Here is a 14,889-nt window from a genome sequence, read left to right on the forward strand (position 1 = left end):
CGCTAAGCCTCGGGGCGGAGCAGCGGGAACAGGATCACGTCGCGAATGGTTTGCGAGTTGGTCAGCAGCATCACCAAACGGTCGATGCCGATGCCCAGACCACCAGCGGGGGGCATGCCATTGCGCAGGGCGCGGATGAAGTCGGTGTCCATCTTGGCCATCGAGTCCTCTTCGCTCAGACCATCAAGCTGCGTTTTGAATAGCGTCTCTTGTAGGTCGGGATCGTTCAGTTCGGTGTAGGCATTGGCGACTTCCATGCCATCGATGAACAGCTCGAACCGCTCGGCGACGTTGGGATTGTCTCGCTTCCGCTTAGTGAGCGGGCAGATGCTCGCCGGGTAGTCGGTCACGAAGATGGGGCCCTTCAGCGCGTCCTCGACCTTCTCTTCGAACACGTCGCTCTTGATCACGTCGGGATGACGGCCAGCGGTGTCGAAGCCGATCTTCGCGGCGAGCGCGGCGACACCCTTCTGATCGTTGGGATCGACGCCGGTGCACTCTAAGAACAACTCATCGTAAGTGCGGCGCTCGAAGGGCGGGGTGAAGTCGATAGTGCCATCTTTCCAGGGGAGAACGAGGCTGGAAGCGCTGCACTTATGGCTGTCCGGGGTCGGGGACGACCCGGCTCGCATCGCTTTGATGGCGTCGCAGATGCAGGCTTCGGTCAGGTCCATCATGGTCGTGTAGTCGCCGTAGGCTTCGTACACTTCGAGCATGGTGAACTCGGGGTTGTGCTTGGGGCTGATGCCTTCGTTGCGATAGACGCGGCCTAGCTCAAACACGCGTTCGATACCACCCACCAGTAGTCGCTTGAGGTGCAGCTCGAGCGCGATCCGCAAGAACAGTGGGATGTCGAGGGCGTTGTGGTGCGTGTTGAACGGACGTGCCGCTGCGCCGCCGGCGATGGAGTGAAGCGTCGGGCCTTCGACTTCGACAAAGCCTCGCGCGGCCAGCGTGTCGCGAATGCTGCGGACAATCCGCGTGCGGGCGAGGAAAGTGTCCAACACGCCATCGGTGTGGATCAGGTCGACGTAACGCATCCGCTGGCGGAGCTCGGGGTCGCTTAGCCCGTGGTGCTTCTCGGGCGGGGGATCCAGTGCCTTGGTCAGGAAGTGCACTCGCTCGGCGCTAATAGAGAGCTCGCCGGTGTTCGAAACCGTGAGCGTGCCATCGACGCCGATGATGTCGCCCAGGTCAATCTGCTCCACCACGCTCCAGTCGTCGCCCACTTGTTGCTGGCCGACCATCAACTGGATGGTGCCGGTCATGTCCTTGATGTCAATGAAGTGCAGCTTGCCCTTATCGCGATGCAGCATGATCCGCCCCGCGATGCGGACCTGTGGGCCCACGAGGGTGCCTTTGCCCTGGTCGGCCTTCCACTGGCGGAAGTTGAACCCCTCGGGCTGAGCGGCGAAATCAGGAAGCGAGTGCCGCTCGCCGGCTTCTGTTTCGTAAACCACTTCGCAGATTCGCCGGCGAACCGACCCAATCGACTCGTGCCCGGCAAACCGGCCACCCCAGGGATCGTGGCCCAGGGCGCGAATCGCCTCGAGCTTCTTGCGGCGTGCCACACGGGGGTCGGTCAGGTTCTCGTCCGAGGGCTCGTTGCTGGGGGTAGATTCGTCGGCCATGACCAATTCGGGTGTGCGAGTAGGGGCGGGATGGGAAAGACCGTAATTCTAGTGGGGGCAAGCAGTTCGAGAAAGGACGGGCGTTTGGCCAAGTGAGCCGGGTCGTCCTCGACCCCGGAGTTTCCGAAATGGGTAGAACTCTCTACTTCAGCATTTCCGGGGTCGGGGACGACCCGGCTCACCTGGTTGGAAGGAAACGGCTTGCTATCACGTTTTGCGTTGACCGGCGGCGGCGGGGCTCCTACGATTCGAGCCATGAAACCCTGGTGCGACGCGTGAAGGCCCATTTCTATGATCAAGCGAATCGTACTTCTGGTGCTGCTGGTGGCGATCACGGTGCTGCTACTCGGAACGGGTGGGGCGTACTGGGCCGTGTCGAGTGCCGAGCCGCGCTATGTCGCGGCACTCGAGCAACCGCCCGAGATGCTCGAAGAGAGCAGCCGGCAGCTGGAGAGTCGCATCACGACGTTGTCGAGCGATTTGCAGAGCGAGGGCAACTGGCAGACCGTGGTTTCGGCCGACGAGCTCAACGGCTGGCTGGCGTACAAGCTGCCCGAGTCGTTCCCCGAGTTGCTCCCTAAAGAAATTCGCGACCCCCGCGTTGTCATCACGCCCAGCGAAGTGGTTCTTGCCGCGCGGTCGGAAGTCGCCGGCATCGACACCGTCGTCAGTGTGATCGTCGAACCCTACGTCACCGAAGAAGGCGATCTCGCCATCGAACTGCGGCAAGTGCTTGCTGGAGCGTTGCCAGTGCCGACGAAAGACATCATCGACCGCTTGCGTCGAGCAACCGCACGGGCCGGGCTGAAGCTTCGCTGGACTCAAAACGGTGGCAACACTGTAATGATTATAGGCCGGGAGATGTGGGACACCGAGGACACACAGCACCGCGTGCTGGAAGCTCTTGAACTGGCCGATGGAGAGATGTTCTTGTCAGGAAAGACGGAAGAGGTAGAAGTCGAGGAGCGAACTCAGAATCCGTCCGACGACACGTAGGTCGTCGGCTAGGGGATGCTCAGGTTCCACGACTGTTGGTTGCCTTGCTCTAGCAATATTCGCATTCGTTCTCGTTCGATCAACGCCTCTATGTCGAGATGCGCCTCCGACTGCGACGCAAGCTCATACGTCCCCGTGAGCACGCGAGCCACTTGCCCGCGACCATCGGACACGGGGCCTTCGTAGTCGAGGTAGTGCTTGCGGTGGTTCGCGAGGCGGATGGCGGAGACGCTCGTCGAATTGCTGTCGCCCCCAAACGCTGCGGGGAGTATCTCAATAGCCCACGTCCAGCAGTCGTCCGCGCGCTCTAGTAGCAAATCCCAATGTCTGGGCCGACCGAAGTCGCCGGGCACGTCGTGGCGCAGGAGTACGAGTCGCAGTGGCATGACTGCTAGTTTACCGCGAAATCACTTGAACGGTCTGCTCGGCGCTAGTCTCGGGAAGAGCCGAGGAGCTCGTTCCGATAAAAAGCTTGCCGGTCCCCGCCACGATGGGGTCAACCGGGATGGCCAGTCGGTAGCTGGCACCGGGGGCTAGCTCAGGAATGGCGTTGACGAATAGCGTGGTGCCAAGGTTGCCCCACGACTCGGTCCGCGTCGGTTGCACCGACTGAACTTGCTGCCAGTCGCCTTGCAGCACCGGGGGGACCAGCACTTTGAGTTGGACGTTCTGCTGAGCAACCTGCGTATTGTTCCGCAGCGTAATCATAATCATGAATCGCTCGCCCACGCGCGAGGTCGTTTGCATCTGATCTAAGCTGATCCCTAGTCCGGATTGCGTGGTCGGCGGAGGCGTGATCGAGCCGCCGAGCGGCGGCGCGGGAGGAAGTGTAGCGTCGGCACCAAGCTGCTGCCGGATCTCAATGCACTTCTGTCCGAACGCGGCCCGCTCAAGACCATCGGCCATCACTTCCACTCGGCCACACGTACTTTGCGACGGGGCAACGCACTTGCAGTTCACTTCTTGAACGATTTCCGCACCGGCAGCCAGCGTCGCGACGGGCCAGCGAATCTGCCCCATGCGACTGTAGTGTTGAGCGTCAAATCCTTGGCTGGCGTTCTCGGGCTTGAGCTCGGCATCAAACTCGGTGGTGATCATGAGGTTGTTGGCGGCATTCGCACCCATATTGCGAACCACTACTCGGAACACCGCCGTCTCGCCCACCGTATGGCGTTCGGGGCCCATCAACGTGACTCGCAAGGTTGGTGCCGCCGCCCCGCTCGGGCCACCCTCGACCGTGAGGAATGCCCGCTCGTTGGCCGTTAGCGCGTTGTCGGCGGTCACCGTTACGTTGTGCGACAATCGCCCCGGCTGGGTGATGCCGAAGGTGAGCGGCAATGTTTGCGATTCGCCCGGCTTGAGGGTGAATGGTTTGTCGGTTTTGATGAACTGATCGCCTGCCGCGGCGGCGGCGTTGGTGAGTCCGATATCGAAGTCGTCGACGATCTTGACGTTGGTCGCTTCGCCATCGCCTTGATTGGTGACGGTCACCGTGTACTCGACCTGGTCGCCAACCTTCAGCGGCCCGGTGCCTTTGCGCTCGACCCGCAGCAATAGGTCAGGACGACCCGCGGCTGGCGTGGGTGTCGTCGGCGGAGTGGTGGGAGTTGTCGGAACGGTCGGCGGGAGCGTCGGTGGCGGATTGGTATTCGGCGGCTGCCAAGACCCGGCACCGGGAGTGGAGTCGAGGACGGGGGGAGGTGTCGCCGGCATCGGCGTGCCGCTCATGCCGCCGGCTGCCCAGTTGATGCTGGCGAGGCCTTGGCCCAGCGTGACGCGAGGGCTCGCCGCCACGCCGGCTTGCTCGGGGCGGATGATTTCGATGGCGATGTTGGTCGTGCCGGGGCGGTCGTCGGTCGGGCTGATCTCGACGCTCGCGCGGCCTTGGTTGTTCGTGGCGACTTCGGAAGTTTGGCCGCCATCGTACCCAAGCCCAGCGGTGCCGCCCGAAACGCGATAGCGTACGATCCACCCCGCGACCGGAGCGCCATCGGTTTGACGCGTGACGGTCGTGGTGAGCGTGTGGCTTTGTCCGGGGGCGAGCACGACCGACGAGGGGAACACCCACTGGGCGTCGAGCCAGTACACGGTCGCCGTCGCAGTGCGGCCCGCCCAGTTCGGCACGTTCGGGGCGTAAGCCGAGACGTAGCTGGTTCCTTCGGTGGGCGAGGAAATGGTGATCCACGCGTCGCCGCGGCGGATTTCGATGTCGTCGTTGGGGTCTGGCGTGCCGCGATCGAGCATCTCGCTGTAAGGCGATGTCGAACCGATGGCGAAGAAGTTGTCGACCTTGCGCGGTGTGTTCTGTGGCATGCGGAACAAGTCGATCTCGCCCCGCTGCCCGACGGTCACGATCTGTCCGGTCCCCGCACGGTCCATCATCCACTCGACGCGCTCGTTGGCCATCAAGCGATCGTTCTCACCACACACGCCGGCCACGAGGACAACTTCGCTACCGACGGGCGCGAGGATCCTCGACGGCGTGATGCTGATGCGTTCGCCCGGAACGGTCGGCACCGCGATGGCACCTCCCAACATTTGGCCGCCAGGTGTCATCGGAACTGGTTGGCTCACCACCACAGGCTGACCGAGCCAGTCGGTCGTGACGTTGCTCGGACCACCCGGGAGGAACGGATCGGTGAGCACGGGGGGTGCGGTGACATTGCCAGGGGCGGCGGGCAGTGCGGCCGTGGAGCCCGGGACCAGCGTAGGGGCGGTTGTCTGAACCGGTGGGGTCCAAGTGGGGGTCGGCTCGTCGGGCCAGAGCAATAGCCGCTGGCCGGTCGGATCGATCCGCGGCAGTGAGTTCATCGCGCAGCCACCCGCGGCAAGGATCGCGAGGGCGACCAATGCGAGGGAGAGTCGGCGGGTGGGGCGATGTTGGGTGGACATTGTTTAGGTGGGGGCATGGTCGCGCGGCAAGGTGCGCGCGGCGAGGCGTGATAAAATATGCCGCCTGTGGGGCACCATGAGGCCAATTTCCAACACGCCACGGTGACATTTGGCAACATTCCGTGCGGGGTGTCCGGGGTGTGCCGGTTCTGCGGGCATCCGGCAGGCTGGCGCGGCCAGGCTGGGCGGACGATCTCGGCAAACTGTTCGCGGTTTGGCGTTTCTGCGGGCTGTTTGCTTGCTTTGCCCCTAGCGCCCGACTAGGATCAGATTAGGGCAAATTCCCGCTGCGCCAGCGGTGTTTACGCACTCCGGAAAGCGGTCTCGTCCGCATTTGCCCTCCGTGAACCGAAGATGGCATTCCCGACAGTAGAGGTCCCTCCATGGACTTGCGATTCCCCCGACAGCTCTCCCGTTTCTTTGTTTTCGCCCTCGCGCTGGCTGTGGCCGGCGTCGTCGGCCATCCGGCTAGCGCCCAATTTGGTGGCGGCCAAGGTGGTGGCGGTTTTGGTGGCGGCGGATTCGGCGGTGGCGGCCAGGGTGGCTTTGGCGGCGGCACCCAAGGTACTGGCCCCGGCTCGGGCGTGGTGGTGGATGCCAACGGCGTTCTAAGCCGTCAGGAAGTTCCGGACCCAACCGGTCAGCTGACTAAGGCCCGCGTCGAGAATGCGATGGCCGGCCTCGAAGGCGATCTCGCCAAGATCAGCGAAATGCGCAAGGTGTCGCTCACTCGCTTGGAACGGGCGGTTGCCGAGAAGATCGCGGCTGGCAGCGGTCCCGACGAGATCATGAAAAATCTGGCGGGCATCACCCGCATTGAGTACGTGTTCTGCTACCCCGAGACGGGCGACATTGTAATCGCCGGTCCCGCTGAGCCCTTCGCCGAAGACCTCGCTGGCCGCATGCGTGGCATCGCGACCGGCCGTCCGGTGGTTGAGCTGCAAGACGTGGTAACGGCCCTGCGTGCCTTCCCGCCGCAAGCAAAGAAGAAGACGCCCGTTGTTTACTGCTCGATCGACCCGACCGAGGAAGGCCTGCAGCGGATGCAGCAGTTCCTGATGCAGTTCGGTCGCTCGGCCACGCCGAACGATACGCAGTTCATCGTCGACAAGCTGCAAGAGACAATGGGCAAGCAAGTGATCACCGTTGGTGGCGTCCCCGCTACCACGCACTTCGCCCAGGTGCTGGTCGAAGCCGACTATCGCATGAAGCTCATCGGCATCAATCTCGAACAACCTCCGGTTCGCCTGACGAGCTACGTCGATCGTGCGAACCCTGCCGCTGTCTCCCGCAATGCCCTGGAGCGTTGGTACTTTGTTCCTGACTACCAATGCGTCCGCGTGGCGGACGACGCCATGGCGATGCAAATCGTTGGTGAGGGCGTGAAGCTGGTCGGCGAAGCCGAAGCCATCACCTCGCAAGGTGGTCGCCAAGTGTCGGGTGCCGTGAACCGTGCGAGCCAGCACTTCACCAGTGCGTTTACCAAGGTTTACCCCGAGCTGGCCGAGAAGTCGCCGGTGTACGCTCAGCTTCGCAACTGCATCGACATGGCCGTGGTAGCCGCGTTCATTCAAGAGCACGATCTGTACGGCCAAGTGGACTGGGCGATGGACACGTTCGGCAGCGAGGAGAAGTTCCCCGTCGAAACGTACAACGCCCCCGAGCAAGTCGCCACCGCGGTGAACGCCATTTGGAAGGGTCGCACGCTGATGACCCCCATCGGCGGCGGCGTCCACATCGAGCCCAACAAGGCCCTCGCCCCCGAAAACCTGCTGAAGGACGAAGAAGGCAAAGTGGCCAGCGAGCGGACACAGCTTGCCCCCAAGGACCTGACCGAAGGTCAGTGGTGGTGGGACTGAGCCGCGACCAGCGTGACTCCGAAGAAACACGAAAGCCGGTGAGCCCCAAAGCCCGCCGGCTTTTTTTGTTGATTCGTTCGTAGCTGAACTCGCAAGAGTTCGGGCTGCCCTTCGTTCGGCTAGGAATTAAGAATAGGACGCGGATGAACGCGGATTTGACAGGATGGTCGCGGATCAGAGCGACAGGGTCCACCTTCTAGAGGGCGGCAAGCGATTGTTATCGCAATCGGCGGAAATCCTGCCCGATCCGCGTTCATCCGCGTCCCATTCTTTCGCCTCGCGGACTCCCCCGAACTCTGGCGAGTCCGGCTACAACCATTGCTTAGTGTTTGTGACCGTCGGCGTGATCATGATCGTGTTCGTCATCGTGATCGTCGTGGCCCATACAGGGTTCGCCGACGAGTTCGACTTCGATCGTCACGTGGGCGAATTGCTGGCTGCGAAGTAGCGTGTGCACGGCCTGCTTGGCGGCGACGATCTCGCCGCGAGTGCTTCCCTCGTTCATGACAACGTGAGTCGAGAAGACGTGACGTTCGCCGTCGAGGCTCCAAGTATGCGTGTGGTGGGCGCTGATCACGCCGGGGATCTCGAGCATTTTCTTGTCGAACTCCGCGGCGTCGAATCCATGCGGCGAGCCTTGCAGAAACACATGCCCCACGTAGAACAGATTGCGAACCACGTTCCACAAGACAAACAGCGCAATGCAGATCGCCAGCAACGGGTCGATCAAGTAGAAGTCGGTCGCCATCATCACGATGCTGCCAACGAGCACCGCCATCCAGCCAAGCATGTCTTCAAGCAAATGCCAGCTGGCGACTTTCTCGTTCAGCGACGAACCTCCTCGCAGCAACCAAGCAGCACCGCCGTTCATCGCCATCCCAAGGATCGCGAGCACCAACATGCCACCAGCGCGCACGGGCTGAGGATCGGCGAGACGTTGCGAGGCCCCCCACGCGACTGCCCCCAGGCCCACGATGAGCACGACGCCGGTAGTCAGAGCGCCTAGGCTCGAGAATCGGCGGTATCCGTAGGTGAAGCGGGCGTTGCTCTCGCGCTGCGACAGGTACTGGAGGTACCACGCAAGCCCGAGGGCCAAGCAGTCGCCCGCGTCGTGCAGCGCGTCGGTGAGGATCGCGATGCTATTGGTCCACAAGCCACCGGCGACTTCAATGCCGACGAACACCAGATTCACGAAGAACGCGACCGACAGGTTCCGGACGGCGTGGCTGTGCGAGTGTCCCATGGATTGTTGCCGCCCGGGTGGTGTGCTAGCTGCGAAGGAAGTGAAAGGGAGCACCCTAACGCGGGGCGTGCGAACGTCCAAGAGCGGATTGCATCGCTAGTTGGCTTCGAGGGTGGTCGATTTAAGGGTTGTTCCTAGAATGTCAAATAGTTTGCTCATTCCGAGATCGCCCGTCATGTTGATAAGACTGTACCTCACTGCCGCCGCCCTGCTTTACCTGTGGCTGGCGATTTACTGCACGTTCGCCCCGCAGCGGGCGAGTGAGATCGTCCATCTGGAAAGGCAAGGTCCGGGCGGTTACAGCGAGTTCCTGGTGATCTACGGCGGGCTCGAGCTGGCCATGGCGATCCTGTTTCTCCTGCCCTGGACCAATCTGCTGGGCGACCGGCAGGGACTGTGGATCTTCGTGATCATTCACGCCGTGCTGGTGATATTCCGCACGGTGAGCTTCTTTATGTTCGGGCCCCTCCCCTCCTCCACCCAGCAACTGGCGATCGGCGAGTGGGTGCTATTGATTGGTGGGCTGCTGTTAATGTGGCTCGCCTAACCCATCCAGAGTGTCGATTCGATCGCCACCGGTGTCGACGGCTTCGACAGGCGGTATGTGCGCATCAAGTGCGATCGCATCGAAGGACCGGGTTTATCGTGGGCAGGCCATTCTAGCACTGCAATTTCCCGCGTCCGGCGCGAGACTTGCGACCTTTGGCGGGATTCTCTCCGTAGAACCAACTCCCACCTCTCCAATCGGATCGCCCGAGGATTGCCCCTATGCCCGCCAGTCGCCTGACCTGTTTCTTGCTGCTCACGTTGCTCTTCGGCGTTACGTCGCCCCAACTGGCGAGTGCCGTGGATAAGGAAAAGTTCGACGGCGTGGTCACCAAAGGTCTCGCCTACCTTCGTGAAACGGGCCAGGGCGACAACGGTATGCTCTCGCCACGCGTTGGCTCGGGCGTCACATCGCTCGCCGTCACCGCCGCGCTGCGTCACGGGGTCGCGCTCGACGATCCGCTGGTGGCGAAGGGTCTCAAGGCGATTGAGGGCGTCGTGAAACCCGATGGTGGCATCTACGCAAGCGACCGACTGCGTAATTACGAGACCTGTGTCGGCATCATGTGTTTAGCCGAGGCCAACAAGAAGGCCGGCGACGGTCGCTATGACGAAACCTTGAAGAACGCTAAAGCGTTCGTCACTGGCCTGCAAGTTGGTGCCGATGGTGAAGTGGGCGAAGGGGACCGCGAGTTTGGCGGTGTGGGCTACAGCGGCAAGGAACGTCCCGATCTGTCCAACACTTCCTACCTCCTCGAAGCCCTGCACGCGATGGACACGCCGGCCGACGATCCCACGATTCAGCGGGCGCTCGTGTTCGTGTCGCGTTGCCAGAATCTCGACAGTAAGTTCAACGACACGCCGTTCGCCGGCAAGGTGAACGATGGTGGTTTCTACTACGTCATCCCCACCGAAGATGCCGTCGAGTCGGGCTCCGAGCGTGCAACGGCCAACGGTGGCCTGCGGAGCTATGGTTCGATGAGTTACTCGGGCTTCAAGAGCCTCGTGTACGCAGGCCTCACGAAGAACGATCCCCGCGCAAAGGCCGCGCTGGAGTGGATCAGCAAGAACTACTCGGTTGAAGAGAACCCAGGCCAAGGCGATGCCGGCCTGTTCTACTATTACAACACGTTTGGCAGTGGTTTGGCTGCCGCGGGGTCGCCGATTCTGGAGACAGCCGACGGCGCAAACCACGAGTGGCAGGACGACCTACTCGCCGAGCTCGCCAAGATCCAGAAGGAAGATGGATCGTGGGTGAACACGAATCAGCAATGGTTCGAGAACGATCCCAACCTTGCCACTTCCTTCGCCCTCTTAGCACTCTCCTACTGCGATGAAGAATTCTCAGCCACCAACGACCAACCCGTTGAGTAGTCGCCTCGCGCGGCTCGCTCGCTGGGGTTTCGTCGCGGCGTGGCTAGTAAACGGCGCGCTGCTCGTGGCCGCCGTTTGGTGGATCGCGGCGACTCCCGACGCGGTGCGGCAAATCGACGCCGGCTGCTCGCGTCTCGAAGCCTTGGCCTGCGCGCCAACTAGAGAACCTTGGAAGGGTTTTTCAATCTCGCTTGCTACCTCGGCGGGTCTCGTGGTGGTTTCGGGTGCGTTGATGTTGCTGAGCGTCCTAGTCGGGCCGGGCGGACTGCGTTCGATGCGACAGTGGTTGCTGTTGGTGCTGGTCGTGGCGGCGTGGCTGACGCTCGGCGTGGGTCGGCACGAACTGAGTTGGCGCGGTCAACAGCACCGCATCGCCAGCGATCTGAAGCGCATCGAGCCGTTTCTCGCCTCGCTATCCAACCACTGGCCCACGACCGATGGGGACTCGGAGCTACTCGGTCCGTTCCTCGCCTACCCACGGGCTAAACCGACCACGCTGCTGCTCGCCGGCGTGCAACCACTACCCGGAACCAACCTGCTACTCAATGCCATTGAGAAAACAGCCGATGGGGCGATTCGTTTAGAGCTCGGGGGCGAAGAACATGGCGGCTGGATCGAATGGCGCCCTGCAGGCGACGAACCCAGCAGCTTCGTCAGCGGCCTCGAAACCGCCTACAGCGTCCGCCAACGAGCCCGCCTCGCGCCGGACTGGTACCTAGTCCGCTACGACACCGGCCGCGCAACGGGATCGTAGTTTCCGTGTAGCCGGACTCGTAAGAGTTCGGGTTGCTGTACTTAGGTAGAAAAGCGCCCGCGAATCACGCGAATAGCCGCGAATAGGCTTTGTGACCGGCGAACGCCATGGCGAGCCGGGAGCGTTAGCGACCGGAGTTGTGTGCGGTACTTGCGACCATCCTAGCTCTCTTGCGTAGCCGAAGAAGTGGCCCGAACTCTTGCGAGTCCGGCTACAAAGAATCATCCCGCAATTGACTTCTGGTCGACGACCACCACGCGGATATCGCAGACGTTGGTGCCGGTGGGTCCGGTCTTCAGTAGTCCGTCGATGCTTTTAAAGTAGTGGTAGGCATCGCAGCGAGTAAGGTACGCTGCCGCGTCGAGACCTTGCGACTTGGCGGCGCGGGCGATGCAGTGATCGACCATTGCACCAGCGGCGTCGGTGGGGCCATCTTCGCCATCGGTTCCACCGGATAACAGCGCGATGCCATGGCAGTCGCCCAGTTCGTCCATGGCGGCGAGCACCAACTGTTGATTGCGCCCCCCAAGTCCACAGCGATCCGCCGGAGGTAGCGTTACGGTGGGCTCGCCACCGGTGATCAGACAGTTGGGCCCAGAGTGATCGCGCATCTCAATGGCCATCTGGGCGAGGTGACGGCCAATCTCTTCGGCGGAGCCTTCAGACTTCGTAGCGCAGAGCATCGCGTGGTTGTAGCCGAGTCGCTCGGCTTCGATGCCGGCCGCGTCCACGGCGGTTGCGTTGTTGGCGAGTATCAGGTGGTGCACCGCGGCCGGTCCCGGTGGCCGGTTGCTCGTCGCCGATGAAGCGCGCCGCCTAAGGAACTCTACGATCGGCTGCGCATCAGGGTGATCAGAAATCCCGAGGGAATTAAGCACTGCGATGGCGTCGGCAGCCGTGTCGCCTGTCGCAAGAGTTGGGCCCGACGCAATCGTATCGAGCGGATCGCCCAGCACGTCGGACACGACAAGCGTTACCAGTGTCCCTGCCGTACAGGCCCGAGCAAGCCCACCTCCTTTCACTTCACTTAACTGGCGACGGACACAGTTCAACTGCTCGATCGTTGCCCCCGAGGCCGAAAGCAAACGCGTAATTGCGATCTTCTGATCGAGCGACACCCCAGCGACCGGAGCGGGCAACAGCGCGGAGCCACCCCCTGAGATCAAGCAAAGGCAAAGATCATTCGGCGCGAGCGACGCCACTTCGCGGAGGATTTGCCGAGTCCCCTCCACGCCTTCTGGACGGGGCTCGTTGACACCCGCGGGGCGACCGGCATGAAGATGTATCGCCTCGGTGGGTTCGATCGTCCCGGCCGGGACATTCACCCAGCCACTTACGCGTTTCGCGGCGAGCAGATCGGGACCGAATGCTGCTTCGAGTCCACGAACCATCGCCGCTCCCGCCTTTCCAGCACCAACCACAGCGATGCGGCCGACGGCGTCGAGCTCAATCTGCCAGTCGCCGATCGCGAGCCATCCCTCTTCGACGATCACTTCGCGCTGAAGCAATCGATCGGGCAAGCAGGCATCGACGCCGGCTCGCCAGATCCGCTGTGCGTCGGCAAGCAGGGGGCGTCCTTGCAGCATCCGAGTTATCAAGCCTACAGAGAGACGGCTACTGAGGTCCGTAATTCTGATCTTCGAGATCGCGAATCTTTTCGAGGCGACGCGAGTGGCGCCCCCCTTCGAACTCGGTGTTCACCCAGGTCTCGATCATTCGCTCGACGGTGCGGGGCGAGATGAGGTCGGCCGAGAGGCACAGGACGTTGAGGTCGTTGTGGCGACGGCTGACTTCGGCCGTCACTTCGTCGGTGCAGGGAGCCGCGCGGACTCCTTTGAATTTATTGGCGGCGATCGCCATGCCGATGCCGGTGCCGCAAATCAGGATGCCGCGATCGGCCGAGCCGTTGCTGATTTTCTTCGCAACGATGGCCGCGAAGTCGGGGTAATCGACGCTCTCAGGGCCACACGTCCCGGCGTCGTCCACTTCATGGCCCCGCATCCGGAGCAGATCGCAAATCTGCTCCTTGATTTGAAAGCCGCGATGGTCGCTCGCAACTGAAATACGCATTCGGTAGAGCCCCGTGGCACCGCCCTGGATGTGACCCCCCGGCAAGCTGTGGGCCGGGTAAAATTAGTTCCGGCATTATATCAGATGGCCCGCCGGTTGTTTACGTGGGGTTACAACGAATTACCCCCATCCCCAGGCCCGCGGGGGCCAACTCGAAGGAAAGTACCGGCATTTACCGCCTAACCGCTCGATTCGCCCGTCTGGCGGACGGTCTCGGCGATCCGCTTGGCGTGGTAGGCCACCCCCTCGGAAATCTGCTCGGCACAGGTTCGGTAGACCTCCAGCGGCCCGCCAATGGGGTCGGCCACATCGTCCCCTTCGGGCATCAGGGGGGCGGTCTTGCTGGCACCGTCGGGGCTCGACTGCACAATGGCGTGCAGGTGGCTGCGAGTCATGGTGAGCACCAAGTCGGCGTGGCGGAGCAACTGGTCGGTAAGCGGCTGGGCACGGTGGTCCTCAATCGCCAGGCCCCGTTCGGCCATCAGCGTCACAGCTTCGCTGGCCGGGGGCGAACCCGGCGACGCCGCGAGCCCCGCCGAAAGCACTAAAACGCCCCGCTGGTCCATTTCTTCAGGCGTCAGGTCGAGCTCGTCCGCGATCGCCTTGCGCAGCAGGGCCTCGGCCATCGGGCTGCGGCAGGTGTTGCCCGTGCAGACCGTGATGACCATGAACCGCGATAGTCTCTCGAGTGTGGAAGCTCCCACGACGCCCTCGCGTAAAATCGAAAAGTGATTGTCTTCGACGCGGACCACCGAACTCGGCCGCCCGTACCGCGCCGGGCCATCGTCCAGCACCAGGTCCACCTGATCGCCAAGAGCGGCAATCACTTCGTCCGCTGTCACCGCCTCGGGCTTGCCCTGCAGGTTCGCACTGGTCAGCGCGAGCGGGCCGTTCATCATGCATAGTACATCGAGCACCACCTGGTTGGCAGGCACCCGAAGGCCAACCGTGCCATTTACACACACCGCCTCGCGGACCACGGGATCGAGCTGCCCGGTCAAACCGCGGCTATCGTCGCAGTCCAGCACCAGCGTCACGGGCCCAGGCCAGCATCGGCGGGCTAGCCGCCAAGCCAGCGGGCTCATGTCGGGGGCGTAGTCGCGGGCCTCGATGGCGCTCTTGATCGCTAGGGCGAACGGCATCCCTGGTGTGCGATCTTTGATTGCCAGCAGTCGGCCGACCGCCTCGGGGCTGCAAGCACTCGCCGCCACGCCATAGACCGTCTCGGTGGGAAACGCCACCAGTTTGCCTTCGACCAAGGCCTGAACCGCTCGGTGGACCACGTCACGCAGGTCGTCGGTCCGGTTGAGATCGATGCGGAGCGGCGGCATGGCTGGCAGGGGAGACGGGGCAGTAAAGGTTCGAATTCCAAGTTATAAGCCCCGCCAGGGACCTGGGCAACTACGCCGCTGCAGCAGGGCTGGCTGCTTTGTCGCGGTTTCGAAGCCGGCCGCACGCTCAAAATCATCAAGATCGGCCCCAAGCTCCCACTCGGCGTAGCGAATACCCCCTAGAGGCTGAAGC

12 protein-coding genes are annotated in these 14,889 nt (G+C 62.6%); 5 read left to right on the plus strand and 7 right to left on the minus strand.

The features are described 5' to 3' along the window. Window positions 1–2: 2 nt before the first annotated feature. The gene (gene lysS / locus SH292x_RS17260; RefSeq protein ID WP_442482259.1) at window positions 3–1,631 is read right to left on the minus strand and encodes a lysine--tRNA ligase; all 1,629 of its coding nucleotides are present in this window, start codon (window positions 1,629–1,631) and stop codon (window positions 3–5) included. Between the two features lie 291 nt (window positions 1,632–1,922). Here lysS and SH292x_RS17265 point away from each other — a divergent pair, with 291 nt between their 5' ends. Then, complete coding sequence (locus SH292x_RS17265; protein WP_442482260.1) at window positions 1,923–2,627, plus strand: hypothetical protein; 705 nt, start codon at window positions 1,923–1,925, stop codon at window positions 2,625–2,627. An 8-nt stretch (window positions 2,628–2,635) separates the two neighbouring features. Here the strand turns inward: SH292x_RS17265 and SH292x_RS17270 are convergent, their stop codons facing one another. Together SH292x_RS17270 and SH292x_RS17275 are read right to left on the minus strand one after the other, a co-directional pair. Continuing rightward, window positions 2,636–3,013, minus strand: coding sequence for a DNA polymerase ligase N-terminal domain-containing protein (locus tag SH292x_RS17270; protein ID WP_442482261.1), 378 nt, complete (start codon window positions 3,011–3,013; stop codon window positions 2,636–2,638). 10 nt (window positions 3,014–3,023) lie between these two features. Continuing rightward, window positions 3,024–5,519: a DUF7507 domain-containing protein gene (locus SH292x_RS17275; RefSeq protein WP_442482262.1), complete on the minus strand. Its 2,496-nt coding sequence runs from the start codon at window positions 5,517–5,519 to the stop codon at window positions 3,024–3,026. 383 nt (window positions 5,520–5,902) lie between these two features. Here SH292x_RS17275 and SH292x_RS17280 point away from each other — a divergent pair, with 383 nt between their 5' ends. Beyond that, a complete protein-coding gene (locus SH292x_RS17280) occupies window positions 5,903–7,378 on the plus strand; it encodes a DUF1598 domain-containing protein (RefSeq protein ID WP_442482263.1) in 1,476 nt (491 codons plus the stop codon). Window positions 7,379–7,700: 322 nt separating this feature from the next. On the opposite strand, the gene SH292x_RS17285 is transcribed toward SH292x_RS17280, so the two are convergent. Then, window positions 7,701–8,621, minus strand: coding sequence for a cation diffusion facilitator family transporter (locus SH292x_RS17285; protein ID WP_442482264.1), 921 nt, complete (start codon window positions 8,619–8,621; stop codon window positions 7,701–7,703). 175 nt (window positions 8,622–8,796) lie between these two features. Between SH292x_RS17285 and SH292x_RS17290 the strand changes: the two genes are divergently transcribed. The 3 genes from SH292x_RS17290 to SH292x_RS17300 all read left to right on the plus strand — a co-directional run bounded on the left by SH292x_RS17290 (window position 8,797) and on the right by SH292x_RS17300 (window position 11,295). Further along, on the plus strand, window positions 8,797–9,168 hold the full coding sequence (locus tag SH292x_RS17290; protein ID WP_442482265.1) for a hypothetical protein: 372 nt from the start codon (window positions 8,797–8,799) through the stop codon (window positions 9,166–9,168). A 221-nt stretch (window positions 9,169–9,389) separates the two neighbouring features. Further along, entirely contained in the window at window positions 9,390–10,541 is a 1,152-nt protein-coding gene (locus tag SH292x_RS17295; RefSeq protein ID WP_442482266.1) for a prenyltransferase/squalene oxidase repeat-containing protein, read from the plus strand. Further along, on the plus strand, window positions 10,501–11,295 hold the full coding sequence (locus SH292x_RS17300) for a hypothetical protein (RefSeq protein ID WP_442482267.1): 795 nt from the start codon (window positions 10,501–10,503) through the stop codon (window positions 11,293–11,295). Before SH292x_RS17295 ends, SH292x_RS17300 begins: the two co-directional genes overlap by 41 nt. A gap of 221 nt (window positions 11,296–11,516) precedes the next feature. On the opposite strand, the gene SH292x_RS17305 is transcribed toward SH292x_RS17300, so the two are convergent. The 3 genes from SH292x_RS17305 to SH292x_RS17315 all read right to left on the minus strand — a co-directional run bounded on the left by SH292x_RS17305 (window position 11,517) and on the right by SH292x_RS17315 (window position 14,696). After that, window positions 11,517–12,881, minus strand: a complete 1,365-nt coding sequence (locus SH292x_RS17305; protein ID WP_442482268.1) for a glycerate kinase type-2 family protein — start codon at window positions 12,879–12,881, stop codon at window positions 11,517–11,519. Between the two features lie 28 nt (window positions 12,882–12,909). Continuing rightward, on the minus strand, window positions 12,910–13,365 hold the full coding sequence (rpiB, locus tag SH292x_RS17310) for a ribose 5-phosphate isomerase B (RefSeq protein WP_442482269.1): 456 nt from the start codon (window positions 13,363–13,365) through the stop codon (window positions 12,910–12,912). A gap of 179 nt (window positions 13,366–13,544) precedes the next feature. Continuing rightward, window positions 13,545–14,696 (minus strand): L-threonylcarbamoyladenylate synthase, encoded by a 1,152-nt coding sequence (locus SH292x_RS17315; RefSeq protein ID WP_442482270.1) that lies wholly within the window; start codon window positions 14,694–14,696, stop codon window positions 13,545–13,547. Window positions 14,697–14,889: the final 193 nt, after the last annotated feature.

The sequence above is a fragment of the Aeoliella fuhlenseeensis genome, from assembly GCF_052161615.1.
In the GTDB taxonomy this organism is placed as follows: Bacteria; Planctomycetota; Planctomycetia; order Pirellulales; family Lacipirellulaceae; genus Aeoliella.

Bases quoted from the DNA above. Each gene is read 5' to 3' on its own strand.
- SH292x_RS17300 (WP_442482267.1), top strand. From the start codon at position 10,501: ATGAAGAATTCTCAGCCACCAACGACCAACCCGTTGAGTAGTCGCCTC.
- SH292x_RS17270 (WP_442482261.1), bottom strand. From the start codon at position 3,013: ATGCCACTGCGACTCGTACTCCTGCGCCACGACGTGCCCGGCGACTTC.
- SH292x_RS17285 (WP_442482264.1), bottom strand. From the start codon at position 8,621: ATGGGACACTCGCACAGCCACGCCGTCCGGAACCTGTCGGTCGCGTTC.
- lysS (WP_442482259.1), bottom strand. From the start codon at position 1,631: ATGGCCGACGAATCTACCCCCAGCAACGAGCCCTCGGACGAGAACCTG.
- rpiB (WP_442482269.1), bottom strand. From the start codon at position 13,365: ATGCGTATTTCAGTTGCGAGCGACCATCGCGGCTTTCAAATCAAGGAG.
- SH292x_RS17315 (WP_442482270.1), bottom strand. From the start codon at position 14,696: ATGCCGCCGCTCCGCATCGATCTCAACCGGACCGACGACCTGCGTGAC.
- SH292x_RS17280 (WP_442482263.1), top strand. From the start codon at position 5,903: ATGGACTTGCGATTCCCCCGACAGCTCTCCCGTTTCTTTGTTTTCGCC.
- SH292x_RS17275 (WP_442482262.1), bottom strand. From the start codon at position 5,519: ATGTCCACCCAACATCGCCCCACCCGCCGACTCTCCCTCGCATTGGTC.
- SH292x_RS17290 (WP_442482265.1), top strand. From the start codon at position 8,797: ATGTTGATAAGACTGTACCTCACTGCCGCCGCCCTGCTTTACCTGTGG.
- SH292x_RS17305 (WP_442482268.1), bottom strand. From the start codon at position 12,881: ATGCTGCAAGGACGCCCCCTGCTTGCCGACGCACAGCGGATCTGGCGA.
- SH292x_RS17295 (WP_442482266.1), top strand. From the start codon at position 9,390: ATGCCCGCCAGTCGCCTGACCTGTTTCTTGCTGCTCACGTTGCTCTTC.
- SH292x_RS17265 (WP_442482260.1), top strand. From the start codon at position 1,923: ATGATCAAGCGAATCGTACTTCTGGTGCTGCTGGTGGCGATCACGGTG.